This is a genomic window from Tardiphaga sp. (assembly GCF_044340795.1).
Taxonomy (GTDB): domain Bacteria; phylum Pseudomonadota; class Alphaproteobacteria; order Rhizobiales; family Xanthobacteraceae; genus Tardiphaga.
This window is the reverse complement of the sequence record NZ_JBIISY010000084.1, coordinates 1-24,829: the sequence shown is the minus strand read 5'-3', so window position 1 is coordinate 24,829 and position 24,829 is coordinate 1. Positions and strand designations below refer to the sequence as shown.

Annotated in this window: 26 protein-coding genes; 18 read left to right on the top strand and 8 right to left on the bottom strand. The window is 63.0% G+C overall.

Annotated elements, in window-relative coordinates:
* The 3 genes from ACIQ17_RS15465 to ACIQ17_RS15455 form a co-directional block, all read left to right on the top strand.
* Nucleotides 1-466: YciI family protein (locus tag ACIQ17_RS15465; protein WP_398469936.1), on the top strand; the 466-nt coding region annotated here is incomplete at its 5' end.
* Nucleotides 467-497: 31 nt separating this feature from the next.
* A complete protein-coding gene (locus ACIQ17_RS15460; protein ID WP_398469935.1) occupies nt 498-692 on the top strand; it encodes a type II toxin-antitoxin system HicA family toxin in 195 nt (64 codons plus the stop codon).
* A complete protein-coding gene (locus ACIQ17_RS15455; RefSeq protein WP_398469934.1) occupies nt 692-898 on the top strand; it encodes a type II toxin-antitoxin system HicB family antitoxin in 207 nt (68 codons plus the stop codon). Before ACIQ17_RS15460 ends, ACIQ17_RS15455 begins: the two co-directional genes overlap by 1 nt.
* 94 nt (nt 899-992) lie before the next feature.
* Here ACIQ17_RS15455 and ACIQ17_RS15450 read toward each other — a convergent pair whose 3' ends face one another.
* The 6 genes from ACIQ17_RS15450 to ACIQ17_RS15425 form a co-directional block, all read right to left on the bottom strand.
* A complete protein-coding gene (locus ACIQ17_RS15450; RefSeq protein ID WP_398469933.1) occupies nt 993-1,211 on the bottom strand; it encodes an alkylphosphonate utilization protein in 219 nt (72 codons plus the stop codon).
* Nucleotides 1,212-1,342: 131 nt separating this feature from the next.
* Nucleotides 1,343-2,014: an OmpW family protein gene (locus ACIQ17_RS15445; protein WP_398469937.1), complete on the bottom strand. Its 672-nt coding sequence runs from the start codon at nt 2,012-2,014 to the stop codon at nt 1,343-1,345.
* Between the two features lie 340 nt (nt 2,015-2,354).
* Complete coding sequence (locus ACIQ17_RS15440; RefSeq protein ID WP_398469932.1) at nt 2,355-2,621, bottom strand: hypothetical protein; 267 nt, start codon at nt 2,619-2,621, stop codon at nt 2,355-2,357.
* A gap of 202 nt (nt 2,622-2,823) precedes the next feature.
* Entirely contained in the window at nt 2,824-4,725 is a 1,902-nt protein-coding gene (locus ACIQ17_RS15435) for a propionyl-CoA synthetase (RefSeq protein ID WP_398469931.1), read from the bottom strand.
* Nucleotides 4,726-4,791: 66 nt separating this feature from the next.
* Entirely contained in the window at nt 4,792-5,304 is a 513-nt protein-coding gene (locus ACIQ17_RS15430) for a tetratricopeptide repeat protein (RefSeq protein ID WP_398469930.1), read from the bottom strand.
* The gene (locus ACIQ17_RS15425) at nt 5,304-6,248 is read right to left on the bottom strand and encodes a TAXI family TRAP transporter solute-binding subunit (protein ID WP_398469929.1); all 945 of its coding nucleotides are present in this window, start codon (nt 6,246-6,248) and stop codon (nt 5,304-5,306) included. The genes ACIQ17_RS15430 and ACIQ17_RS15425 overlap by 1 nt, the downstream gene beginning before the upstream one ends.
* A 196-nt stretch (nt 6,249-6,444) precedes the next feature.
* Here ACIQ17_RS15425 and ACIQ17_RS15420 point away from each other — a divergent pair, with 196 nt between their 5' ends.
* The 5 genes from ACIQ17_RS15420 (at nt 6,445) to ACIQ17_RS15400 (ending at nt 13,100) form a co-directional block, all read left to right on the top strand.
* The gene (locus tag ACIQ17_RS15420; protein ID WP_398469928.1) at nt 6,445-8,475 is read left to right on the top strand and encodes a TRAP transporter permease; all 2,031 of its coding nucleotides are present in this window, start codon (nt 6,445-6,447) and stop codon (nt 8,473-8,475) included.
* A gap of 71 nt (nt 8,476-8,546) precedes the next feature.
* A complete protein-coding gene (locus ACIQ17_RS15415; RefSeq protein ID WP_398469927.1) occupies nt 8,547-9,503 on the top strand; it encodes a TAXI family TRAP transporter solute-binding subunit in 957 nt (318 codons plus the stop codon).
* A 39-nt stretch (nt 9,504-9,542) separates the two neighbouring features.
* The gene (locus ACIQ17_RS15410) at nt 9,543-10,514 is read left to right on the top strand and encodes a TAXI family TRAP transporter solute-binding subunit (protein WP_398469926.1); all 972 of its coding nucleotides are present in this window, start codon (nt 9,543-9,545) and stop codon (nt 10,512-10,514) included.
* A 243-nt stretch (nt 10,515-10,757) separates the two neighbouring features.
* Entirely contained in the window at nt 10,758-12,005 is a 1,248-nt protein-coding gene (locus tag ACIQ17_RS15405) for an MFS transporter (RefSeq protein ID WP_398469925.1), read from the top strand.
* Between the two features lie 96 nt (nt 12,006-12,101).
* Nucleotides 12,102-13,100: a Bug family tripartite tricarboxylate transporter substrate binding protein gene (locus tag ACIQ17_RS15400; RefSeq protein WP_398469924.1), complete on the top strand. Its 999-nt coding sequence runs from the start codon at nt 12,102-12,104 to the stop codon at nt 13,098-13,100.
* Between the two features lie 61 nt (nt 13,101-13,161).
* On the opposite strand, the gene ACIQ17_RS15395 is transcribed toward ACIQ17_RS15400, so the two are convergent.
* The gene (locus ACIQ17_RS15395; protein WP_398469923.1) at nt 13,162-13,638 is read right to left on the bottom strand and encodes a hypothetical protein; all 477 of its coding nucleotides are present in this window, start codon (nt 13,636-13,638) and stop codon (nt 13,162-13,164) included.
* A gap of 199 nt (nt 13,639-13,837) precedes the next feature.
* Here ACIQ17_RS15395 and ACIQ17_RS15390 point away from each other — a divergent pair, with 199 nt between their 5' ends.
* The 3 genes from ACIQ17_RS15390 to ACIQ17_RS15380 all read left to right on the top strand — a co-directional run bounded on the left by ACIQ17_RS15390 (nt 13,838) and on the right by ACIQ17_RS15380 (nt 15,923).
* A complete protein-coding gene (locus tag ACIQ17_RS15390) occupies nt 13,838-14,167 on the top strand; it encodes a hypothetical protein (RefSeq protein ID WP_398469922.1) in 330 nt (109 codons plus the stop codon).
* Between the two features lie 113 nt (nt 14,168-14,280).
* Nucleotides 14,281-15,528, top strand: coding sequence for a bifunctional glutamate N-acetyltransferase/amino-acid acetyltransferase ArgJ (gene argJ / locus ACIQ17_RS15385; RefSeq protein ID WP_398469921.1), 1,248 nt, complete (start codon nt 14,281-14,283; stop codon nt 15,526-15,528).
* Nucleotides 15,525-15,923 (top strand): (deoxy)nucleoside triphosphate pyrophosphohydrolase, encoded by a 399-nt coding sequence (locus tag ACIQ17_RS15380; RefSeq protein WP_398469920.1) that lies wholly within the window; start codon nt 15,525-15,527, stop codon nt 15,921-15,923. The genes argJ and ACIQ17_RS15380 overlap by 4 nt, the downstream gene beginning before the upstream one ends.
* A gap of 116 nt (nt 15,924-16,039) precedes the next feature.
* On the opposite strand, the gene ACIQ17_RS15375 is transcribed toward ACIQ17_RS15380, so the two are convergent.
* The gene (locus ACIQ17_RS15375; RefSeq protein WP_398469919.1) at nt 16,040-16,885 is read right to left on the bottom strand and encodes a methyltransferase domain-containing protein; all 846 of its coding nucleotides are present in this window, start codon (nt 16,883-16,885) and stop codon (nt 16,040-16,042) included.
* A gap of 207 nt (nt 16,886-17,092) precedes the next feature.
* On the opposite strand from ACIQ17_RS15375, the gene ACIQ17_RS15370 reads away from it, so the two are divergent.
* From ACIQ17_RS15370 to ACIQ17_RS15340, 7 genes are all read left to right on the top strand, one after another.
* Nucleotides 17,093-17,902: a ComF family protein gene (locus ACIQ17_RS15370; protein WP_398469918.1), complete on the top strand. Its 810-nt coding sequence runs from the start codon at nt 17,093-17,095 to the stop codon at nt 17,900-17,902.
* A 40-nt stretch (nt 17,903-17,942) separates the two neighbouring features.
* The gene (gene grxC / locus ACIQ17_RS15365; RefSeq protein WP_398469917.1) at nt 17,943-18,218 is read left to right on the top strand and encodes a glutaredoxin 3; all 276 of its coding nucleotides are present in this window, start codon (nt 17,943-17,945) and stop codon (nt 18,216-18,218) included.
* The gene (locus ACIQ17_RS15360) at nt 18,215-19,099 is read left to right on the top strand and encodes a carbon-nitrogen hydrolase family protein (protein WP_398469916.1); all 885 of its coding nucleotides are present in this window, start codon (nt 18,215-18,217) and stop codon (nt 19,097-19,099) included. Before grxC ends, ACIQ17_RS15360 begins: the two co-directional genes overlap by 4 nt.
* Complete coding sequence (locus ACIQ17_RS15355; protein WP_398469915.1) at nt 19,096-19,557, top strand: DUF1178 family protein; 462 nt, start codon at nt 19,096-19,098, stop codon at nt 19,555-19,557. The genes ACIQ17_RS15360 and ACIQ17_RS15355 overlap by 4 nt, the downstream gene beginning before the upstream one ends.
* Before the next feature lie 345 nt (nt 19,558-19,902).
* A complete protein-coding gene (locus tag ACIQ17_RS15350; RefSeq protein ID WP_211910451.1) occupies nt 19,903-21,846 on the top strand; it encodes a PrkA family serine protein kinase in 1,944 nt (647 codons plus the stop codon).
* Between the two features lie 89 nt (nt 21,847-21,935).
* On the top strand, nt 21,936-23,207 hold the full coding sequence (locus ACIQ17_RS15345) for a YeaH/YhbH family protein (protein ID WP_398469914.1): 1,272 nt from the start codon (nt 21,936-21,938) through the stop codon (nt 23,205-23,207).
* Nucleotides 23,204-24,748, top strand: coding sequence for a SpoVR family protein (locus tag ACIQ17_RS15340; protein WP_398469913.1), 1,545 nt, complete (start codon nt 23,204-23,206; stop codon nt 24,746-24,748). The genes ACIQ17_RS15345 and ACIQ17_RS15340 overlap by 4 nt, the downstream gene beginning before the upstream one ends.
* The last annotated feature ends 81 nt before the right edge of the window (nt 24,749-24,829 follow it).

Sequence of the window (24,829 nt, the reverse complement as noted above, 5' to 3'; positions counted from 1 at the left end):
GAAGACGAGGAGTAAGCGCGAAAGCGCCGAGTGCTTTGTGACGATCGAAAACGCGGCGAGCCATCGCCGCGTTTTTTGTTGGCTTGGTTCAATTGCATTTCGCTGCAACGGGACGATACACTACCCTGGTAGGGCGACGGCAAAATGGAGATCAGGTCAAATGGCGCGCTGGGTGGCAATTTTCGAGGACAATGCCGAAGCCGACTTCGGCTGGGTGCGCCGCGATCACGCCGAGGCGCACTTCGCCTATCTCAAACAACATGCCGCACAGATCCTGATCGGCGGCGGTTTTCGCAACGATCCCGGCGAGTGGTATTGTGGCGGCATGTGGGTGATGGAGGTCGACAGCCGCGAGCACGCGATCGCGTTGTGTGAGAACGATCCCTATTTCACACTCGGACTGCGCAAGGGATATCGGCTGCAGATCTGGGGCAAAGCCCCGTGTTACGGGACTGTGACGCTGTAAGTCGCAGGATCGGGGGAGCGGGGCGACACCGATGAAAGTCAAGGACGCCATTCAGCTCATTGAAAGCAATGGATGGTTTCTTGTCGTCACGCGCGGCAGCCACCGGCAGTTCAAGCATGCGGTCAAACCCGGACGCGTCACCATCGCTGGCAAACCATCAGACGACATTGCGCCGGGCACATTTGCAAGTATCTTGAAACAGGCGGGCCTGAAGGAGAAACGCTGATGCGCTACGCAGTGGTGATCGAAAAGGCCGAACACAACTATTCCGCCTATGTGCCGGACCTGCCCGGCTGCGTCGCGACCGGTGAGACGTTGCAAGCGGTCGAGAGCGAGATTCGTGACGCGATCCGCTTTCATATCGATGGGCTAAGAGACGACGGGCTCCCCGTGCCGGAGCCGACGAGCATCGCGGACTATGTTGAGGCTTAGTCTGTAGGGTGGGCAAAGCGTAGCGTGCCCACCCTCACCAGCCGTGCACTTGAAGGTGGGCACGCTGCGCTTTGCCCACCCTACAAATTCCCTCTCACGCCTTCTTCAGAAATTCCGTGCGCAGCACCAGGCCCTTCACCTTGTCGGTGCGGCCTTCGATCTCGTCTTGATTGTCGGTCAGGTGGATGTTCTTGATCACCGTGCCGCGCTTCAGCACCGTGGACGAGCCTTTCAGCTTCAGGTCCTTGATGAGCGTGACGGTGTCGCCCTCGGCGAGCAGCGCGCCGTTCGAATCCCTGACCTTGATATCCATGATGTCTTCCTGATGGTGCGATGGTATGGGACGGACCCAACAGGATGCGGCCCCGGAAAGCAACAGCGCTGGCCACAAAAAAGAGGGGCCGACACCTGTCAGCCCCTCAGTCATGCACAGAGAACGAATACTCAGAACTTGTAGGTGATGCCGGTGCTGACCAGCCACGGATCGAGCTTGACCTGGCCGGTGATCGGCGTGCCGTCGGCGAGGGTGCCCTCCCAGTTCGGGCGCAGCCACAGCTTCTTGACGTCGACGTTCCAGCCCCAGTGCCTGTCGATCATGTAGTCGAAACCGAACTGCAGGACGGGCGCGGCCGCATCCTTCAGACGGCTCTCGATCACCGCGCCGCCGGCCGCCGACTGGCTGAAGAACCAGGTGTAGTTCACGCCGGCGCCGATATAGGGCTTGAAGGCGCCGAGGTCGGTGAAGTGATACTGGAAGGTGAGCGTGGGCGGCAGCAGCCAGGCCTTGCCCACATCGACGCCGGCCAGCGCATCGGCACCGGACACGCTGTGCCTGGTGACGCCGAGGATGATTTCGGCGGCGAGGTTTTTGGTGAAGAAGTATGTGATGTCGAGTTCGGGGACGACGGCATCGGAGGTCTTCAGGCTGGAGCCCGCGACCTGATTGACGTGACCGCCATTCTCCGGGATCACGCCGAGCACGCGCAGGCGGATCATCCAGGGATTCCAGGCTTCCACCGCCGGCGCCTTGTAGACCGGCTTCACCGCTGCGAGATCCGCTGCATGGCTGGTGGTGGAAACGCCGGTGATGGCCGTCGCAGCCAGCAGCAGCGACATCGTCGTCCAGATCGTCTTCATGGGATGCGCCCCAATCCTCATTTCAGCGAGGCGATGGATTCGCGCTCGGTGAAACGGGAAAGACGACGGATGCTGTACGGCGACTTTGATGTCGCTCAAAGCATGCAGGCGACTCGACGCAAGGCCGCGCATGCGTGTCGGGAAGGACACACGGAATTGAGCGAGATCAAGGGAGCGGGCGGCCTTACTCTATCCCTCATGGTGAGGAAGCGCGTCATCGGCGCCGTCTCGAACCATGAGATGGTTTGGCTCGGAGTTTTATCGCCATCCTTCGAGACGCCACGCCGTGCGTGGCTCCTCAGGATGAGGGCGGAGTGGATCAGGGCCGGCCCGGATTGTTGAGCATGTATTCGCCGAGATCGCGCTGCTTGCGATCGGCGCGGGCAATGGCGTTGCTGCGCTGGACGTCGCGGTCCTTGCGGCAGGCCGAATATTGCGGCGAGCCAACCACCACGCCGTTGGCACGGCAGACGGCGTCGTCATCATCGCCCATGCTCGAGACCGGCACATCGGAACGGCGCGCGCAGGCGCCCAGCAGCGTGGCGGCGAGCGTCAGGGCGATGAGGGAGGTCGGGGCAAGGCGCATGCGGGAATCCTGTCGGCAGTGTGGCGCCGTGTTTAGCGCGAAATGCGGGGATTGTAAGGTGGGGCGATGCTCGGAGCTGTAGGGTGGGCAAAGCGACTTGTCCGCCATAGCGCGAAGCGCGACGGCGGAAGCGTGCCCACCTTCACCAGCCGTGCACTTTGAAGGTGGGCACGGCGCGAGGGCGCCTTTGCCCACCCTACATTCATACGCGCCCCTTCAACGCCGCACCGATCTCCTCCAGCGATTTCGGATCCTCGATGGTCGCCGGCATGGTCCAGGTCTCGCCATCGGCGATCTTCTTGATGGTGCCGCGCAGGATCTTTCCGGAGCGGGTCTTCGGCAGGCGCGTCACCGCAATGGCGAGCTTGAAGGCGGCGACGGGACCGAGCTTGTCGCGGACCATGGCCACGACCTCCTTCTCGATCTCGGCATTGGCGCGCGTGACGCCGGCTTTCAGCACCAGGAAGCCGCAGGGCACCTCGCCCTTGATGGTGTCCCTGATGCCCAGCACGGCGCATTCGGCGACATCCGGATGCGAGGCCAGAATCTCCTCCATGCCTCCCGTCGAGAGGCGATGGCCGGCGACATTGATGATGTCGTCGGTGCGGCCCATCACATAGACATAGCCGTCCTCGTCGAGATAGCCGGCATCGGAGGTTTTGTAGTAGCCGGGGAATTCGTTGAAATAGGCTTCCCTGCAGCGCTCATCCTGCTCCCACAGCGTCGGCAGGCAGGCCGGCGGCATCGGCAGCTTGATGACGATCGAGCCCATGGTGCCCGCCGGCACCGGCTTCGCCGCCTCGTCCACCACCTCGACCTTGTAGCCGGGCATCGGCACCGTCGGCGAACCGTGCTTCACAGGCAGTTGGCCCAGACCGACCGGATTGCCGGCAATGCACCAGCCGGTCTCGGTCTGCCACCAGTGATCGATCACAGGCACCTTCAGCTGCTTTTCGGCCCAGTCCACTGTCGGCGGATCGGCGCGTTCGCCGGCGAGGAACAGTGTGCGGAAATGCGAGAGATCATATTTGCGGATGAAACTGCCATCCGGGTCGTCCTTGCGGATGGCGCGGAAGGCGGTGGGCGCGGTGAAGAGGGCGACGGCCTTGTGCTCGGCGATGACGCGCCAGAACGCACCGGCATCGGGCGTGCCCACCGGCTTGCCTTCATACATGATCGAGGTCGCGCCATGGAACAGCGGCGCATAGATGATGTAGCTGTGGCCGACCACCCAACCGATATCGGAGCCGCACCACCAGACTTCGCCGGGTTTCACGCCGTAGAGATTCTGCATCGACCACGCGAGCGCAACCGCATGGCCGCCATTGTCGCGCACGACGCCTTTCGGTTTGCCCGTGGTGCCTGACGTGTAGAGGATATAGAGCGGATCGGTCGCCTGCACCGGCACGCAATCCGCCGACTTCTTCGCGGCGATCGCTGCGCTGCGCAGCTCCGCCCAGTCGTGATCGCGGCCGGCGACGAGATCGCAGCGTTGCTGCGGGCGTTGCAGGATGATGCAGCCACCGGGCTTGGCGCTGGCGAGCGTGATCGCTTCATCGAGCAGCGGCTTGTATTGCACGATGCGGCCGGGCTCGAGGCCGCAGCTGGCGGAGAGGATGAGTTTGGGTCGGGCATCGTCGATACGCGTCGCCAGCTCCTTGGCTGCGAAGCCGCCGAATACGACCGAATGCACCGCGCCGATGCGCGCGCAGGCGAGCATGGCGACGACGGCTTCCGGCACCATCGGCATGTAGAGAATGACGCGGTCGCCCTTGCCGACGCCGTGTGCCTGCAGGATGGCGCCGAGCACCTGGGTCTCATGCAGCAGCTCCGCATAAGTGAATTTGCGGATCTCGTTCGTCAGCGGCGAGTCGTGGATCAGCGCGACCTGATCGGCGCGGCCGCGCGCGACATGACGATCCAGCGCATTATAGCAGGTGTTGAGCACACCGCCTGCGAACCAGCGGCCATAGAGGCCCTGCGATGGATCGAACACCTTTTTCGCGGGCTCGATCCAGTCGATCGCCTTGGCGGCCTCGCCCCAGAAACTTTCCGGATCGTTCAGCGACTGCGCGTGAACCTCGTGATAGCGGCTGGTGGTCATGGCGTCTCTCCCGCTCCGGTCATTGCGTCCGGATTATTTATGGCCTGATTGTCGCGGGCCGCGCGGCTATTTCAAGGGGGCCTTTGGTTGGGGCTGCACCGACATCTTCGCGCCCATGCGCTCGATCTCCTGCGCGAGTGCCTTGTAATTGGCGCGCACCGCTTCGTTCTGCGGATCAATCTTCATGGCCGCGCCAAAATCGCGGATGGCACGTGGGCGATCACCCTTCTTGCGCAACAGCTCGCCGCGGGCATTGAGAATATCCGGCCGCGTCAGATCGATTTTCAGCGCCGTATCGTAATCGGCGATGGCGAGATCGATCTGATCCTTGCGGGCATAGGCAGCGCCGCGCGCACTCGCAGCCTTCAGGCGATCGGCCGTCACCACCTTCTCGTTGCTGATCAGGTCGCCGCAGACGGCAATGATCCTGTCGTCATCGACGGCCGCCACCGCCGCGAAGCATGGCGCGGTATCGACCTTCGGGACCGCCGGCGTGTCCGGATCGGTATCGACCGCCGCATGGGCGTTGCAGGCGCCGAACAGGATAACGGCAGCAAGGATAGAAATCGGCAGATGCATTACTTGATCAGGCCCTTCTCACGATAATAGCGCAGTGCGCCGGGATGCAGCGGCACCGGACTGCGGCTCACCGCCGCCGCGAGCTTGATCTCGTGGCCGGCGCGATGCGCGACGGCGAGGTCATCGACGGCGTCGAACAGGCGCTTGGTCATCTGATAGACCAGCTCGTCACTCACGGCCGCGCTCGTCACCAGATAGTTCATCACCGATGCGGTCGCGACCGGTTTCGTCTGGCCGCGATAGGTGTCCGCCGGGATCGTCGCCGCCCTGAACGGCGCGCCCAGCTTCTTCACGACCGGTGCCGGGATCGGCACCAGCACCGTATCGCTGTTATCGGTCAATTCCTTGATCGATGTCACGCCGAGCCCGGCCGATTGCAGCGAAGCATCGAGTTCGTCCTTCAACATGCGCTGGGTGGATTCGGCAAACTGGATCGTCTCCACCCTGCCCAGCGATTTGAAGCTCATGCCAGCGGCCGCAAAGATCTCGCGCGCATTGAGCTCTGTGCCGGATTTCGCAGCGCCCACGGCGAGGCTCCTGCCCTTGAGGCCCGCAAGGGAACGGATCCCGCTCTTCTTCGTCGCAACGATCTGGATGTAATTCGGATACAGCGCGCCGATCACGCGCAGGCGATCCTGCCTGGTGCCGAAGCCCGCCTCGGCGTCGCCGCGCCAGGCCAGCATCAGGGCATCACCGAGCGCGAAGGCGACTTGGCCGGTGCCCTGCTGCAGCCGCATCAGATTGGCCACCGAACCATCGGTTGTCTCCACCCGCACTTTCGCGCCGGGGATATCGGCATAGACCATCGCGATGCTGACACCGAGCGGATAGTAGACGCCCGAACTGCCGCCGGTGAGCACCGAAATGGATTCGGCACGCACTGGCGCCACCCACAGGGTGAACATGCTCGCAAGCAATGCAACGCAGCAACGCTGTCCTGTCATTCGAATTCTGTTCATGTCGCATCGAGGGTGAACTGCCCGTTGCGGCGGGTCAATCGGCGCATGGACGCATCGCACGCGCGACGAAAGTTTCAGCGGTAAGCCCTTGCGCCAGCCGGTCAAAACGGCATGAATGCGCCGCATTAAAACTAATAAGGCCGGTAAATCCGGCTCACGGGAAAATCCCGGGGGAAGAAACATGGCTGACGACAAAGCGCACGCGCCCGAAGGCAACAAGATCGTCGAGGCGGAGATCGTCTCCGATGCGACGATGCAGAAGGTCGAGGAGCTGATCGAAGCCGAAGAGGGCGCGGCCAACCGTCTGCTTGGCTGGGCCGGTATCATCTCCACCGCCATCGCGGTCTCGATGAGCCTGTTCCACCTCTATGCGGCCTATGCGATCGTGCCGACGCAGGAGCTGCGCTACATCCATGTCGCCTTCACGCTGATCCTGGCCTTTCTGCTCTTCCCTGCCGCAAGGCGGTTCCGCGACCGCGTTCGCTGGTGGGACATCGTCCCGGGCATCATCGCCATCGGCACCGTGATCTATGCGTTGTGGGGCGGCGAGGATTTTACAGATCGCGCGACCGTGCCCGACCGCATCGACGTGATCGTCGGCATCGTCTTCATCGTGCTGCTGCTGGAAGCCACGCGCCGCACCACCGGCTGGATCATGCCAGTCGTCTCCATCTTCTTCATCGCCTATGCCATGCTCGGCCCGCATCTGCCGGCGCCCTGGACCCATCGCGGCTATGACCTGCCGCGTCTGGTCGGCCATCTCTTCATCACGCTGGAAGGCATTTTCGGTGTCGCGGTCGACGTCTCGGCAACGCTGATCATCCTGTTCACGATCTATGGCGCCTTCCTTGCGCAATCCGGCGCCGGAAAGTTCTTCATCGACTTTTCGCTGGCGCTGATGGGCAACAAGCCCAATGCGGCCGGCCGAACCGTGGTGCTGTCGTCGTTCCTGCTCGGCGGCCCCTCGGGTTCCGGTGTCGCCACCACGGTCATGATCGGCACCGTGGCTGCGCCGATGCTGAAGAAAGCCGGCTTCGAGAAGAACGCAGCCGGCGGCCTGCTCGCCGCTGGCGGTCTCGGCGCCATCCTGTCGCCGCCGGTGCTGGGCGCTGCGGCGTTCCTGATCGCGGAATTCCTCAAGATCAGCTATCTCGACGTGATCTGGATGGCCACCATCCCGACCATTCTCTACTACCTGTCGCTGCTGATCATGGTCGAGATCGACGCCAAACGCTTCGGCGCCAAGAACGTCAATATCACGCCCGAGCTCGGCCTCGGCGCGATGACCAAGCGCTACGGCTTCCACTTCATCTCGCTGCTCGCCGTCGTGGTCTTCATGGTGATCGGCTTCTCGCCGGCGCTGTCGGTGTTCTATGCGATCCTGGTGACGTTCGCGCTCAGCTTCCTGCGCAAGGACACCGCCTTGATGCCGAAGAAGCTGGTGAAGGCGCTGTCGGAAGGCTCGATCGGCGCACTCAATGCCGCCACGACCTGCGCCTGCGCCGGCATCGTGGTCGGCGTCGTCACCCTCACCGGCCTCGGCCTGAAATTCTCGTCCATCGTCATCGCCTATGCCGGCGGCAGCCTGCTGCTGACCGCGCTCTATACGGCGCTGATCGTCTGGATCATCGGCCTCGCGGTGCCGGTGACCGCGTCCTACATCATCTGCGCCGTGATCGCGGCGCCGGCGCTGATCAAGCTGGGCGTGCCCGACTACGCCGCGCATATGTTCATCTTCTATTATGCCGTGCTCTCGGAAGTCTCGCCGCCCACGGCGCTGTCGCCTTTCGCAGCGGCCGCGATTACCGGCGGCGACCCGTACCGCACCACACTGCAATCCTGGAAATACACATTGCCGGCCTTCCTGGTGCCGTTCGTGTTCGTCTGCGATCCGCAAGGCGTCGGTCTCCTGCTGTCGATCCCGAAGGGCGGCTCGTGGGTGGACATCCTCGAAATCACCTTCAAGACCACCTGCGGCCTGCTCGCCCTCGCCGCCTGCGCGCAGAACTGGGGTCTGCGACAAAATACGCCGATCGAGCGCGGGCTGCTTCTGCTATCGGGATTGCTGCTGGTGTTCCCGAGCCTGATCGAGGCGATCATCGAAACCATCATCGGTCGCGACATCAGCTACACATTCCTGCCGGGCCTGATCATCGGCCTCGGGGTACTACTCTGGCAGGCACGCACCCGTGCCCAGCCGGTGGCGGCGTAGGAGACTTCAACAAGAACAAGACCAGCGGACGCCGCACATAAGCGGCGCCGCCAACTTCAGGGAGTGCAACGATGAAATGGACGGCTTTCAGCCTCGCTCTGCTCGGCATCGCATGTGTGACACATCCGGCGACGGCGCAGGAAAAGACCATTGCGATCGCGACCGGCGGCACCGGAGGCATCTTCTATCCGCTCGGCGGCGGCCTTGCGAACATGCTGTCGCAGAAACTGCCGCATACCCAGGCTACCGGCGAAGTGACCGGCGGCAGCGTCGATAACATCAAGCTGCTGGAAACCGGCCAGGCCGATCTCGGCTTCATGACCGGCGACGTCGCCTCCGACGCCATCAAGGGCGAGCAGAAATTCAAGAAGCCGGTGCCGCTGCGCACCATCGTCGCCGTCTATTCCAGCCCCGTACATGTGGTGACCATCGCCGGCACGGGCATCGAGAAATTCGCCGACCTCAAGGGCAAGCGCATCTCCGGCGGCGCGCCGGGCTCGGCCTCGGAAGCGCAGACCTTTCGCCTGCTGGAGGCCGCCGGTCTCGACAAGGACAAGGACGTCAAGCGCGAACGGCTCTCGGTGGCGGAGTCCGCGGCAGCACTGAAGGATCGCAAGATCGACGCCTTCTTCTGGGGCGGTGGCGTGCCGACCGCGGCGGTGGTCGATCTTGCGGCAACTCCGGGCGTGCATATCAAGCTGATCGAGATCGATCACCTGCTGGAGCCGATCGTCAAGAAATACGGCCAGATCTTCGCCCCCAGCGTGATCAAGGCCGGCAGCTATCCGGGCCAGACCACCGACAGCAAGGGCTTTGCCGCCTGGAACCAGATCATGACCACCGACAAGATGTCGGACGAGACAGCCTATGCGATCACCAAGGCGATCTTCGAGAACAAGGCCGATCTCGTCGCCGTGCACAAAGAAGCCGAGAACATCAATCTCGCCACGCAGACCCCGGCGCAATCGCCGGCGCCGTATCACCCCGGCACGCTCAAATATCTCAAGGAAGTCGGCGCGGTGAAATAACCACCGCGCCATCACCATCACTGGAGGGAGAGGAAGTCCATGTTCAAGCATTTCAGGAAGACGACCATCGCCGTGGCTGTTATCGCCACTGCCGGTCTGGCCGGCGCGGCCATCGCGCAGCAGAAGACCATGGCCATCGGCACCGGCGGCACCGGCGGCGTCTATTATCCGCTCGGCGGCGCCATCGCCAATGTGCTGTCGAAGGCTTTGCCGAACACACAGGCGACGGCGGAAGTCACCGGCGGCTCCGTCGATAACCTCAAGCTGATCGCCTCGGGCCAGAGCGAGATGGGCTTCACCATGGCCGACGCGGCGCTCGACGCCTTCAAGGGCGAAGACAAGTTCAAGAGCGGCAAGGTCCCGCTGCGCACGCTGCTGGTCGTCTATCCGAACCGCATGCATGTGGTGACGGTGGAAGGCACCGGCATCGAGAAGTTCTCGGACCTCAAGGGCAAGCGCGTCTCCACGGGTTCGCCCGGCAGCGCCACCGAAGTGATGGCCTTCCGCGTCATCGAAGCCGGCGGCCTCGACAAGGACAAGGACCTGAAGCGTGAGCGCCTCGGCGTCGCCGAAAGCGTCAACGCCCTCAAGGATCGCAAGATCGACGCTTTCTTCTGGGTCGGCGGCGTGCCGACGGCAGCCGTGACCGACCTTGCCGCGACACCTGGCATGAAGATCAAGATGATCGACCATGCGGATCTCGCCGACAAGATGAACGCCAAATACGGCAAGCTGTATTCAGCCTCGAATATCAGCAAGAGCATCTATCCCGGCATGGACAAGGACAATGCCAATACCGAGGTCTGGAACATCATCGTCACCAACGACAAGATGAGCGACGACGACGCCTACAACATCGTCAAGACGCTGGTGGAGAAGAAGGCCGACATCGTCGCCGTGCACAAGGAAGCCGAGAGCTTCAATCTCGACAACCAGGTGCAGGAGCGTTCGCCGGTCCCGTTCCATCCCGGCGCACTGAAATATTTCAAGGAAAAGGGCATCGGCAAGTAAGACCGGCCCGCACGACCTGACTGCAAGCCGCGATGCGAAAGCATCGCGGCTTTTGTTTTTGACAACGGCCGTAGGGCGGATGAGCGCAGCGTAATCCGCCGCTGAGTCTCAGCCATGGATCGGCCGGCGGATTACGGCTTCGCCTGATCCACCCTACAGCTGAGTGTAAATTTTACCGCGGAACCGGAATCCCCGCCGCCATGTTGCCTGCCGGGCACCCTGACGTGCCGTGAGGGCCATCCGGTGCCAGCCGCCAACGAGACGACCCGACATCCGCTCGATGCGCTGAACTTCTTCCTTGCCGATGTGCGCGACGGGCTGGGGCCCTATCTCGCGATCTATCTGCTCACCGTGCGGAAATGGGATGAGGCCTCGATCGGCGCCGTGATGTCCATTGCCGCGATCGCCGGCATTCTGGCACAGACGCCGGCAGGCGCGCTGATCGACAGGACCACGGCCAAACGCGCCGCCGTGATCGTCGCAGCGATCATTGTCACGGTGGGCTCCGTCGTGCTGCCGCTCTATCCCGGCTTCCTGTTCGTCGCGACCACGCAGGCGCTGACAGGAATCGCCGCCGCCATCTTCGCGCCAGCGCTCGCCGCCATCACGCTGGGTATCGTTGGGCCTCGTGCGTTCGCCAGGCGCATCGGCCGCAATGAAGCGTTCAACCATGCCGGCAATGCAGTCGCCGCCGCACTGGCTGGCGGACTGGCCTTTGCGTTCGGGCCTGTCGTCGTGTTCTGGCTGATGGCCGCGATGGCACTGGCCAGCATTGTCGCGATGCTTGCCATTCCCGCCGGAGCCATCGACCACGATGTCGCACGCGGCCTGCACGAACTCGAACAAGCCAAAGGCCACAGCGACGACCAACCATCAGGTTTTCGCGTGCTGCTGACCAGCAAGCCGCTATTGGTCTTCGCCGCCGCAACCGTGCTGTTTCACTTTTCCAATGCCGCGATGCTGCCGCTGGTCGGGCAGAAGCTCGCACTGGTCAACAATGCGCTCGGCACAACGCTGATGGCGGCCTGCATTGTCGCGGCACAGGTCGTGATGATTCCGGTCGCCCTTATCGTTGGCCGCCAGGCGGACAACTGGGGACGCAAACCCATCTTCGCTTGTGCCCTCGCGGTGCTGATCCTGCGCGGTGCGCTATATCCGCTCAGCGACAATCCGCACTGGCTGGTCGGCGTGCAATTGCTCGACGGCATCGGCGCCGGCATCTATGGCGCACTGTTTCCGCTGGTCGTTGCCGATCTCACACAAGGCACGGGCCACTTCAATGTGAGCCAGGGTGCCATTGCAACTGCTGCAGGATTGGGCGGTGCGCTTAGTACTTTCGTCGCGGGTGTCATCGTCGTCGTCGCAGGATATAGCGCTGCTTTCCTGACGCTTGCTGGCGTCGCTGCAGTTGGACTCATTCTGTTCATCATGCTGATGCCGGAGACGCGGCCAAACGGCGCATGTCATCCCCGCTTAGTACCGAATGCTTAAGGATGGTACGCCATTACTGTAGCAACCTGCGGTGCGGCGGCGTAGCTTGCGCGCAATTCGTCCCGCAGGGACTCGATCGCAAAGGACCCATCTGAAATGTCGTCGTCGATCTTTCCGTCCCGCCGTTCCGTGATCCTTGGCGGCGCTGCCGCCCTCGGCACCCTCCCGCTGATCGGCCGCGGCGCCAGTGCGGCTGACTGGCCCACCAAGCCTGTGAAGTTCGTCGTGCCCTTCGCCGCCGGCGGCACCACCGACATTCTCGCCCGCCTCGTCGCGCAGAAGATGTCCGAGGAATACGGCCAGCAGTTCATCGTCGAGAACAAGACCGGCGCCGGCGGCAATATCGCGGCCGACTTCGTCGCCAAGGCCGATGGCGACGGCTACACCTTCCTGGTCGGCACGCCCGGCACGCACGCGATCAACAAGTTCGTGTTCAAGAACATGCCGTATGACCAGGTGAAGGACTTCTCGTCCGTCATCATCATCGCCAAGGTGCCGAACCTGTTCTCCGTCACCAACTCGCTGCCGGCCAAGTCGGTGCAAGAGTTCATCGAGCTGGCCAAGGGCAAGCCCGACCAGTTCTTCTACGGCACGCCGGGTCTCGGCTCGACGGCACATCTGTCCACCGAACTATTCAAGTCGATGACCGGCGTGAAGCTGACCCATGTGCCGTTCCGCGGCAGCGCGCCGGCGCTCACCGACCTGATCGGCGGCCGCGTGCATCTGATGATCGACAATCTGCCCGCCGCGCAGCCCTTCGCCGAGAGCAACCAGATTCGTCCGCTCGCGGTCTCGACCGCCAAGCGCTGGGAGCCCATGAAGGACATTCCGACCATCGCCGAAGCCGGCGTCCCCGGCTATGACGCCGCCTCGTGGTTCACCATCACCTCTCCTGCCAAGACGTCGAAGGAGATCACCGGCAAGCTCAATGCCTCGGTCGACAAGTACATCAAGTCCGAGGAAGGCAAGGCGCGCCTGATCAAGCTCGGCGCCGACCCGGTCGGTGGTTCGCCGGCGGACATGGATGCCTATGTCCAATCGGAATCCGAGAAGTGGGGCAAGGTCGCCCAGTTCGCCGGCATCAAGCCGGAGTAAGATGAACGGTCATCGTGAATGCGAAGGGCGGCTTGCAGCCGCCCTTTTCTTTTCAACGCTGCTATTCGAACTTCATATCGACACAGCGCGAGACATCCGAACCGATCCCTGACGGGATAGTGACGCAGGCGCGCACCTTCTGCTGGGTGTTGTCGCTCGCCCACAGCACGACGCCGCCGCTGCCGAAGAAGGAATTGGTGTTCGGCGGCTCGGTCTCCGCGACGTCGAACGAATAGTTGCCATCGGTATCGAAGATGCGCGCCTTCTTGCTGCAGCCGCCATCACTCTGCACGTTGATGACTTCCCTGGTGTCGCGCGTCATCGACAGCGACACGGTGCACCTGAAGTATTCCGACGTCTTGGCATTGAACAGATAGGCATAGGATCGGCAGGTCGCCGTCGACAGCTTGCCGGGGCTGAGGCCACGGCTGCAGGAGATGCGCTGGTTGTGGCTGAGATTGAAATCGTCGGCCTGCGCCATGCCAGGCGCCAAGGCCGCAAGACCCGCGACCAGAATCCACTTGCAGAAACCACGCATTCGAACCATCCCCATCGCCGCGTCATTGCACCGGCTTGCCCGGCGGTGAAAGATAGTCGTGTCGCGCGGCGTGCGAAATGACAAACTGATCGAGATCACGCGGCTTGTTGACGGCACGCATGCGTTCGTGATTTGTTCAAGAGACCTCGTGCCGCCATCGGCACGTGTCCTTACCAGCATGACATATGGAGATCGGGGGATGACCGTTCGCGCCTTCACACTGCTTGGCGTCGCCATACTGGCAGGCGCCGCATTCGTTCTGCCGGCCCATGTTCGACCGGCCCATGCGCAAGCGCCGACGCCGGGCGCTGTGCCCTGGGTGCTGACGCCGGACATGGGCTATGGCTATGACGCGTCGGGCAAGACCTTCGCTTACAAGATGGGCACCAACAACGCCAAATTCCTGCTGAAGGGCGCGAAGAAAGTGCCGAAGAACACGCTGTTCTTCATCGGCGAGAACGGGCAGCTCTATATGCGAAGCGGCCCTTACCTGGAGAACGACGGTCGCTTCAAGTTCGGCCCGGGCTGAGCGAACTGTGACGCTGCCGTGACATCGGCGAAGGAGCGGCAAACGCCTCTCCCACCGCTGCACGAGAGATGATACAGAGCGCGTCATCTTCTTCCTGAAAGCTGAAAGCGCTCATGGCCAAACCGTCTCCCGTTTCGCCCCTTGCTCCCACCAATGTCCCGGCAATGCCTGAAATCGCGGGCGTTCGCCTCGGCACGGCTGCCGCCGGCATCCGCTACAAGGGCCGCACCGACGTGCTGCTCGCGGTGATGGACAAGGGCACGACGGCAGCCGGCGTGTTCACCACATCGAAGTGCCCGTCGGCCCCGGTGGAATGGTGCCGCGCGGTGCTGAAGGGCGGCAAGGCGCAGGCGCTGGTGGTGAATTCCGGCAACGCCAACGCCTTCACCGGCAAGACCGGCAAGGCCTCGACAAAACTCACCGGCGACATCGCGGCGAAGGCGGTCGGCTGCAAGCCGAACGAGATCTTCCTCGCCTCGACGGGTGTGATCGGCGAGCCGCTCGATGCCACCAAGTTCAACGGCGTGCTCGACAAGCTCGCTGAAACCGTCACGCCCGATGGCTGGCTCGAGGCCGCCAAGGCGATCATGACCACGGATACTTTTCCGAAGGTCGCCACCGCCAAGGTGAAGCTCGGCAAGGCCACTGTCACGATCAACGGCATGGCCAAGGGCGCCGGCATGATCGCGCCGGACATGGCGACCATGTTGTCCTTCATCTTCACCGACGCGCCGATCTCGGCGCCGGCGTTGCAGGCGCTGCTCAAGGCCGGCGTCACGGATTCGTTCAACGCCGTGACCATCGATGGCGATACCTCGACCTCCGACACGCTGCTGATGTTCGCCACCGGTGCTGCGGCGGCGCAGGGCGCGCCAAAAATCACCAAGGCGAGCGATGTGCGCCTCAAGGCCTTCGTGAAGGCGCTGCATGTGATCCTCAACGATCTCGCCGAGCAGGTCGCCCGTGACGGCGAAGGCGCGCGCAAGCTCGTTGAAGTCGTCGTCGAGGGCGCGACCACCAAGGCATCGGCCCGCAAAATCGCCATGTCGATCGCCAATTCGCCGCTGGTGAAGACGGCGATCGCTGGCGAGGACGCCAATTGGGGCCGCGTGGTGATGGCCGTCGGCAAGGCCGGCGAGCCCGCCAATCGCGACAAGCTGTCGATCTCGTTCAACGGCATCCGCGTCGCCAAGTCGGGTGCGCGCGATCCGTCCTATGACGAGACCGAAGTCTCCAATGCGATGAAGAACGACAAGGTGCAGATCAAGGTCGCGCTCGGTCTCGGCAAGGGCCGCGACCGCGTGCTGACCTGCGACCTCACCAAGGAATATGTCGCCATCAATGGCGACTACCGGTCGTGAAACTCGTCCTCGTCGTCGCCTGTGCGCTGATCGATGCCGACGGCCGCGTGCTCATCGCACAGCGGCCGGAAGGCAAGACACTGGCCGGCCTCTGGGAATTTCCCGGCGGCAAGCTGGAGCCGGGCGAGCGGCCGGAGGCGGCGCTGATCCGCGAGCTGCATGAGGAGCTCGGCATCACGGTGAAGGAAGCGTGCCTGGCGCCGCTGACCTTCGCCAGCCATGCCTATGACGATTTCCATCTGCTGATGCCCCTCTATATCTGCCGGCGCTGGGAAGGGCTGGCGATCTCGAAGGAAGGCCAGAACCTGAAATGGGTGCGGCCGAACAAGCTGCGCGACTATCCCATGCCGGCGGCGGACATTCCGCTGATCCCGCATTTGACGGGATTGCTGTAAGGGCGCGGCCGCAACACTCTGTGTCGTGCCCGGGCTTGACCCGGGCATCCATCTTCATCGCTGCACGTAAAAGATGGGTGGCCGGGTCAAGCCCGGCCATGACATCGCGTTTGCGGCTACGGCTTCACACCCCGCACCGCATCCGCCAGGCTCGCTTTCGCCGATCCCGGCTTGAGCGGCTTTTGCTGGCTTTCATGCGGCGCCCAGCCGGACAGCCAGATGATGTCGAAAGTCGCGCGGATGCGGCCATCGGCATCAGCAAAGCGCTCGGCATAGATCTGAGCCATGCGCAGCAAGGTGGCGCGGCGCAGCGGGGTGCGGCGGCGCTCGACGAGAATGTTCGTCGCCCCCATGCGCCGCAGATCCTGCATCAGCGCGAAGGCGCTGCTGTAGCGCACGACGACATTGTCGACATCGGTCACCGGCAGCGCAAAACCCGCACGCTGCAGCAACGCGCCGACATCGCGCAGATCGGCCATCGGCGCCACACGCGGCGAGATGCCGCCTTCGAGCTCAGCTTCAGCCGCGGCGAAGGACTGGCGCAGTTCGGTGAGCGTATCGCCGCCGAGCAGCGCGGCAATGAGAAAACCGTCCGGCTTCAGCGCGCGGCGCAGCTGCGCCATCACGCCGGGCAGATCATTGACCAGATGCAGCCCGAGCGCGGAGACCGCCAGATCGAGCGAGGCCGGCGCGAGGCCGAGGCCTTTGCTCTCGTCGTCAGGCACATCGACATGGGCGAGCGAAGCAACGCGGCTTTTGAGCGTATCCGCCAGGCTCGAGCCGGGCGTCGCGACATCCACGCCATTGCTGAACTGCCGCAACACGGCCTGCAGGCGATCACTCATATCCTCGATGACGCGATCGAGCAGGAAGGTGTCCGCGCCTTGCTTGCTCGCACGCGCCTGTCGCGCGCGGAGAAGGGCACGGTCGAACAGGAGCGGTGCGGTGTGCGGCTGGTTCATGCGCGCTTGGTACGCTCCGACGACGTGAGGAGCAATCCCACACTCCCGCCCCTCATGGTGAGGAGCGCGCCCTTGCGCGCGTCTCGAACCATGAGCTGGCCGGGCTCGGAGTTCGCGGCCATCCTTCGAGACGCCGCTACGCGGCTCCTCAGGATGAGGGTTGGAGTATGGCTTGAGCAAAAAACATCATCATACTAGCCTCCCCCCATGGACACCGAAGCGCCCCTGCCGTGGTCCCTGCCCGCACGCTTGCGCGGCGCGCTGCATTATTGCCGGCGCACTCTCGCGCAATCCGCCCGCCTCGCCCTCGATATCGCGCTCCCGCTGCAATGCGTCGCCTGCCGGGAACCTGTCGCCGGTGATGGCGTCTGTGCGGCCTGCTGGAGCCAGTTGTCCTTCATCGCGCCGCCCTTCTGCAGCCGGCTCGGCATCCCCTTCGTCTATGATCCCGGCCCGGACATCCTGTCCATGCAGGCCATCGCCGCACCACCCGCCTATCACCGCGCCCGCGCGGCCGTCCGCTACCATGAGGTGGCACGGACGCTGGTGCATCACCTGAAATATCACGACCGCACCGACCTCGCCCCGACCATGGGCAAATGGATGGCGCGCGCCGGCGCCGAATTGCTGGCGGAAGCCGATGTTGTGGTTCCGGTGCCATTGCACTGGCGGCGCGGCTTCAGCAGGCGTTTCAACCAGTCAGGAGCGCTGGCAAAGGAAATCGGACGTGCCAGCGGCGTTCCGGTGGCACGCGATGCCCTGCGCCGCGTCCGCCCCACGGAGCACCAGATCGGTCTCTCACGCGCCCAGCGCGCCACCAATGTGCAGGGCGCCTTCAAGGTGCCTCCCGAACGCCGCCACGAGATCCAGGGCCGCCGGATCGTGCTCGTCGATGACGTGCTGACATCGGGGGCCACATCCGACGCCTGTGCCCGTGCGCTGCTGCGGGCCAAGGCTGCGCAGGTCGATCTGCTGGTCTTTGCGCGGGTTGTCGAGGCCCGCGGCGGTCCCATATAATCCGGTGACACAATTCTGTGACGTCCCTGGAGTGCCCGGCATGGCCGCCGCCATCGAAATCTATACCCGCCCCGGCTGCGGCTACTGCAGTGCCGCCATCTCGCTGCTCCAGCGCAAGAAGGCGGAGTTCACCCATTTCGATACGGCGACCGACCCGAACCTGCGGCAGGAAATGTTCGACCGCACCCGCCCCGGCGCCACCTTCCCGCAGATCTTCATCGGCGGCGCGCATGTCGGCGGTTGCGACGACCTCTATGCCCTCGACCGCGAGGGCAAGCTCGACGGCATGATCGCCGGGGAAGGAGCCACCTCATGAGCGAGACCCCGACCACCTTCGTCGCCGCCATGGTGCAGATGCGCACCGGTCTCAATCCGCGTGACAGCCTCGAACAGGGCCGCCACCTGATCCGCGAGGCTGCCCGCGCCGGCGCCAACTACGTGCAGACGCCGGAAGTCACCAACATGATGCAGACCGGCCGCGCCGGGCTGTTCGAGCATCTGCGCCGCGAGGAAGACGACGAGTCGCTGAAGGCCTATCGCGCGCTCGCTGCCGAACTCGGCATCCATCTGCATATCGGATCGATGGCCGTGCAGGCGACGCCGGAGCGTGCGGCCAACCGCGCCTTCCTGATCTCGCCGGGCGGCGACGTGCTCGCCACCTACGACAAGATCCACATGTTCGACATCGATCTGCCGAACGGCGAGACCTATCGCGAGTCCGCCAACTATCAGCCGGGCGAGACCGCCGTGATCTCCGACCTGCCCTGGGGCCGCATCGGCATCACCATCTGCTACGACGTCCGCTTCCCCGCGCTCTATCGCGCACTGGCCGAAGCCGGCGCCTCGTTCCTCACCGTCCCCTCGGCCTTCACGCAGAAGACCGGCGAAGCGCATTGGCACACGCTGCTGCGCGCCCGCGCCATCGAGAATGGGTGTTACGTCTTTGCGGCGGCACAGGGCGGCACGCACGAGAACAAGCGCTCTACCTACGGCCATTCGCTGATCGTCGATCCGTGGGGCGTGGTGATCGCCGAAGCCAAGGGCACCGATCCCGGATTCATCATTGCCGAGATCGACACCGCGAAGGTGAAGGAGGCGCGCAGCACGGTGCCGTCGCTGCAGCATGGCCGTCGCTTCGGCATCCGCGATCCCAAGGCCGGGCCGGACCATCTGCATCTGGTCCGGGACGCGAAATGATCCGTTACAATCTGCGCTGCGACAAGGGACACGGCTTCGAAAGCTGGTTCCAGAGCTCCGGTGCCTACGACAGTCAGGTGAAGCGCAAGTTGGTGACCTGCCCGCAATGTGGCTCGGCGAAAGTCGAGAAAGCCATCATGGCTCCGCAGATCGGCCGCAAGGGTAACCAGAAACAACAGGACGTCGTTGCCCAGCCTGCGCAGGCGGACACTGCGCCGCTGATGATGGCGCCGCAGGAAGTCGAACTGCGCGCCAAGCTGAAGGAATTGCGCGACCACATCGTCAGCAATGCCGACAATGTCGGCGAGAGCTTTCCGACCGAAGCGCGCGCCATGCATTATGGCGACAAGGAGCATCGGCCAATCTATGGCGAAGCTTCACTCGAGGAAGCGCGCTCGCTGATCGATGAAGGCATCGAGGTAGCACCGATCCCCGTGTTGCCCGGCGACCGGAACTAAGCGCGTTCATCTACATTAACGCTTTATTGCGCGGCGAATATTGTTCGCCTTTGACGGTCATCAGAAGCATTTTCGACGTACGACGATTTTGTGTCGTCGGAGTCACAGCGCGCACAAATGCTTGCGCGGGCCTTGAGAGCCAGCGAATCTAGCCTAACTTATAGTCAAGTGCCTTAAGATGAGTCGCGCATTGCACTCAGATCGCATTGCGCGGCGAAGGACCAGGATGTGTCCTTAAGGCCAAGCGCTGATGTTGAGTCGCGATCGAATTTAAGATGGGCGCCTTTACCACGAAAAGGGATCGCGATCAATAGGACGGCCGACGACCAAAGGAGAGAGGGATCAATGTATAACGATTCTCTGTTCAATGCGTTCGCTCGAACCTTCGAAGCCCGGAGCCAGACGGACATGTCGATGTCCGAATATCTGGAGTCCTGCCGCGGCGACCCCATGAAGTATGCGAACGCTGCAGAACGACTTCTTGCTGCGATCGGTGAACCTGAAATGATCGACACGGCCAAGGACTCCCGCCTTGGCCGTATTTTTTTGAACCGTACCATTAGGTCATATCCGGCTTTCGCGGGCTTCCACGGCATGGAAGACACGATCGAACGCATCGTCGCCTTCTTCCGCCACGCCGCGCAGGGTCTGGAAGAGCGCAAGCAGATCCTCTATCTGCTCGGCCCGGTCGGCGGCGGCAAGTCGTCGCTCGCCGAACGCCTGAAGCAGCTGATGGAGGTACATCCCATCTATGTGCTGAAGGCCGGCGATGAACTCTCGCCGGTGTTCGAGAGTCCGCTGTCGCTGTTCGATCCCGATCAGCTCGGCCCGATGATCGAGGAGAAATACGGTATCCCGCGCCGACGCCTCACCGGCTTGATGTCGCCGTGGTGCTACAAGCGCCTCGAAGCCTTCGGCGGCGACATTTCACAATTCCGTGTTGCGCGCATCCAGCCGTCGCGGCTGCGCCAGATCGGCATCGCCAAGACCGAGCCCGGCGACGAGAACAATCAGGACATCTCCTCGCTTGTCGGCAAGGTGGATATCCGCAAGCTGGAGACCTACGCGCAGAACGATCCCGACGCCTACTCCTATTCCGGCGGCCTCAACCGCGCCAATCAGGGCGTGCTTGAATTCGTCGAAATGTTCAAGGCGCCGATCAAGATGCTGCATCCGCTGCTCACAGCGACGCAGGAAGGCAACTATATCGGCACCGAGAACATCGGTGCGATTCCGTTCACGGGCGTGATCCTCGCTCACTCCAACGAGTCGGAGTGGCAGAGCTTCAAGACCAACAAGAACAACGAAGCCTTCATCGATCGTATCTGCGTCATCAAGGTGCCCTACTGCCTGCGTGTCGCCGAAGAACAGAAGATCTACGAGAAGCTGATATCGAGCTCCGAACTTGCCTCGGCGCCCTGCGCTCCGGCGACGCTGGAAACCCTCGCCCGCTTCTCGGTGATGTCGCGCCTGCGCAAGCACGAGAACTCCACCACTTTCGCCAAGATGCGGGTCTATGACGGCGAAAGCCTGAAAGAGTCCGATCCGAAGGCGCGCAGCGTCCAGGAATACAAGGACGCGGCCGGTGTTGATGAAGGCATGGACGGTGTCTCGACGCGCTTTGCGTTCAAGATCCTGGCGGCGACCTTCAACCACGACACGCTGGAGGTCGGCGCCGACCCTGTGCACCTGATGTACACGCTGGAACAGGCGATCCGGCGCGAACAACTGCCCGATGAAGTCGAGAAGCGCTACCTCGAATTCATCAAGGCCGAACTCGTGCCACGCTATGCCGAATTCATCGGCCACGAGATCCAGAAGGCCTATCTGGAATCCTATGCCGATTACGGCCAGAACCTGTTCGACCGTTACGTCGACTATGCCGATGCGTGGATCGAGGATCAGGACTTCAAGGATCCCGACACCGGCCAGATGATGGACCGCGATCTGCTCAATCAGGAACTGAGCAAGATCGAGAAGCCGGCCGGGATCGCGAACCCGAAGGACTTCCGCAACGAGGTGGTCAAGTTCTCGCTGCGCTCGCGGGCGCATAATTCCGGCAAGAACCCGACCTGGACCTCCTATGAGAAGATCCGCGAAGTGATCGAGAAGCGCATCTTCTCGCAGGTCGAGGATCTTCTGCCGGTCATCTCGTTCGGTTCGAAGAAGGACGGTGACACCGAGAAGAAGCATGACGACTTCGTCGCCCGCATGGTCGAGCGCGGCTACACCGAACGTCAGGTGCGCCGTCTCGTCGAATGGTACATGCGGGTGAAACAGGCGGGCTGACAACAACGTAGCTTCGTCATGGCGAGCAGTTTCCGCTCCTCGCCATGACGGGGTGATGGACTGAAGGCATCACAAGGACCTACGCGGCCATGCATATCGTCGATCGGCGCCTCAATCCGAGTGGCAAGAGCCTGGAGAACCGGCAGCGGTTCTTGCGGCGGGCCAAGACTCTGGTGCAGGGCGCAGTCAAGAAGGCATCCCAGGACCGCGACATCAAGGAGGTCCTGGAAGGCGGCGAAGTCACGATCCCGCTCGACGGCATGAACGAGCCACGTTTCCATCGCGAAGGCGGGGTGCGCGACCGCGTCCTCCCTGGCAACAAGAAATTCGTCGAAGGCGACATCCTGCAGCGGCCGCAATCGAAAGGTGGTGGTGGAAACGGGGCCGGCGAAGGTGACGGCGAGGACGCATTCCGCTTCGTCCTCAGCCGCGACGAATTCGTCGATATCTTCCTTGACGATCTCGAACTGCCCGATCTCTCCAAGCGCAAGCTGGCCGAGGTCGAGAATGAAGGCCTGCGGCGGGCCGGCTATACGACATCGGGCTCGCCAGCGAATATCTCGGTCAGCCGCACCGTGCGGCTGGCCATGGCAAGGCGCGTCGCGCTGCAGCGGCCGCGGCCGGAAGCGATTGCAGCGCTCGAGGCCGAACGCGACGCATGCCATGATGACGAACGTCGGATGCAGCTCGTCGCCGAGATCGAGCGGCTGAAATCCAAGATCAAGCGCATCCCGTTCATCGATCCCATCGATATCCGCTATCGGCGCTTCGAGACCGTGCCGAAGCCGGTGGCGCAGGCCGTCATGTTCTGCCTGATGGATGTGTCCGGATCCATGTCCGAGCACATGAAGGACCTCGCCAAGCGATTCTACATGCTGCTCTATGTCTTCCTCACCCGGCGCTACAAGAAGGTGGAGATCGTCTTCATCCGCCACACCGACCGCGCCGAGGAAGTCGACGAGCAGACCTTCTTCCACGGCCCGGCCTCCGGCGGCACGCTGGTGTCGAGCGCCCTCGAGACCATGCACGAGATCGTGCAGTCGCGCTTCCGCCCCGCCGACTGGAACATCTATGCCGCGCAGGCGTCCGACGGCGACAACTCCTATGCGGACAGCGACCGCACGGGCGCGCTGCTGAAGGATGCGATCCTACCGGTGTCGCAGTTCTTCGCCTATCTCGAAGTCGGCGAGAGCGGCGGCCATCCGTTCGAGATGTCGGAATCCTCGTTGTGGACGCTGTATCAGCGCCTGCGCAATGAGGGCGAGCCGCTCTCCATGCGCAAGGTCAACGACCGCAGCGAGATTTTCCCGGTCTTCCACGATCTGTTCCAGCGCCGCACTGGCAAGGAGGTGGCTCCATGAGTGAGACCCGCGGACGACTGTTCGAAGGCGCCGACTGGGACTTTACGACGATCCAGCGCATCCACGACGCCTGCGAGGAGATCGCGCTAAAAGATCTCGGCCTCAATGTCTATCCGAACCAGATCGAGGTCATCACCGCCGAGCAGATGCTCGACGCCTATTCCTCCGTCGGCATGCCGCTCTACTACAAGCACTGGTCGTTCGGAAAGCAGTTCGCGCATCAGGAAGCGTCCTATCGCAAGGGCCTGATGGGGCTCGCCTATGAGATCGTGATCAATTCCTCGCCCTGCATCTCCTATCTGATGGAGGAGAACACGGCGACTATGCAGACGCTGGTGATCGCGCATGCCGCCTTCGGGCACAATCATTTCTTCAAGAACAATTACCTGTTCAAGCAGTGGACCGATGCCGACGGCATTCTCGATTATCTCGATTTCGCCAAGTCTTACGTCGCGCAGTGCGAGGAGAAGCATGGCCGCATCGCCGTCGAGCAGACGATGGATGCCGCCCATGCATTGATGTCGCATGGCATCGACCGCTATCCCGGCAAGAGATCGCTCGACCTGCGCGCCGAGGAGAAGCGCGCGCGGGAGCGTCGCGAGCATGAACAGGCAACCTTCAACGACCTCTGGCGCACGGTACCGACCGGCCCTTCGAAAAACCGGACGGAACTCAGCGCCGAACGCCGGCGCGCGCTGCTCGGCCTGCCGCAGGAGAACCTGCTCTATTTCCTGGAAAAGGCCGCACCGCGCCTGCACACCTGGCAGCGCGAATTGCTGCGTATCGTCCGCAACATCGCCCAGTATTTCTATCCGCAGGGCCAGACCAAGGTGATGAACGAGGGCACGGCGACTTACGTGCATTATCGCATCATGACGGCGCTGCATGAGCGCGGGCAGATCACCGACGGCAACTTCCTCGAATTCCTGGGCTCGCACACCAATGTGGTGTTCCAGCCCGATTTCGACAGCCAGTATTTCTCCGGCTTCAACCCCTATGCCCTCGGCTTCGCGATGATGCAGGACATCGAGCGCATCGTGACCAATCCGGAAGACGAGGACCGCGACTGGTTCCCCGACATTGCCGGCAAGGGTGACGTCATGGGCGTGCTGCGCGATGTCTGGGCCAATTATCGCGACGAGAGCTTCATCAGCCAGTTCCTGTCGCCGCGCCTGATGCGCCACATGCGCATGTTCCACCTGCATGACGATCCCGACGAAACATCCGGCATCCTGGTCGACGCGATCCACAACGAGCGCGGCTATCGCAGCATCCGCCGCGCGCTGTCGCGGCAATATGATGTCGGCCTGATCGATGCCAATATCGAGGTGATGGATGTCGATCTCGCCGGCGACCGCCGCCTGATGCTCAAGCATTCCGTGCTGAACGGCGCCCTGCTCAACGAGACCGACGCCAAGCGCGTATTGCAGCATCTGGCCGATCTTTGGAGCTACGACGTCTCGCTTGCCGAGGTCGATGCCTCCGGCTCGGTGCTGAAGGAGCACGTTGCCCATCCCCGCGTCATGGCCGCGGCGGCCTGACCCGCCTCTTTCCGTCTCTCCCGTAAACTTCCCTGCCCGGCTTTTCGCCGGGCGGGGACTTTCATTTTGACCTGTAGGGTG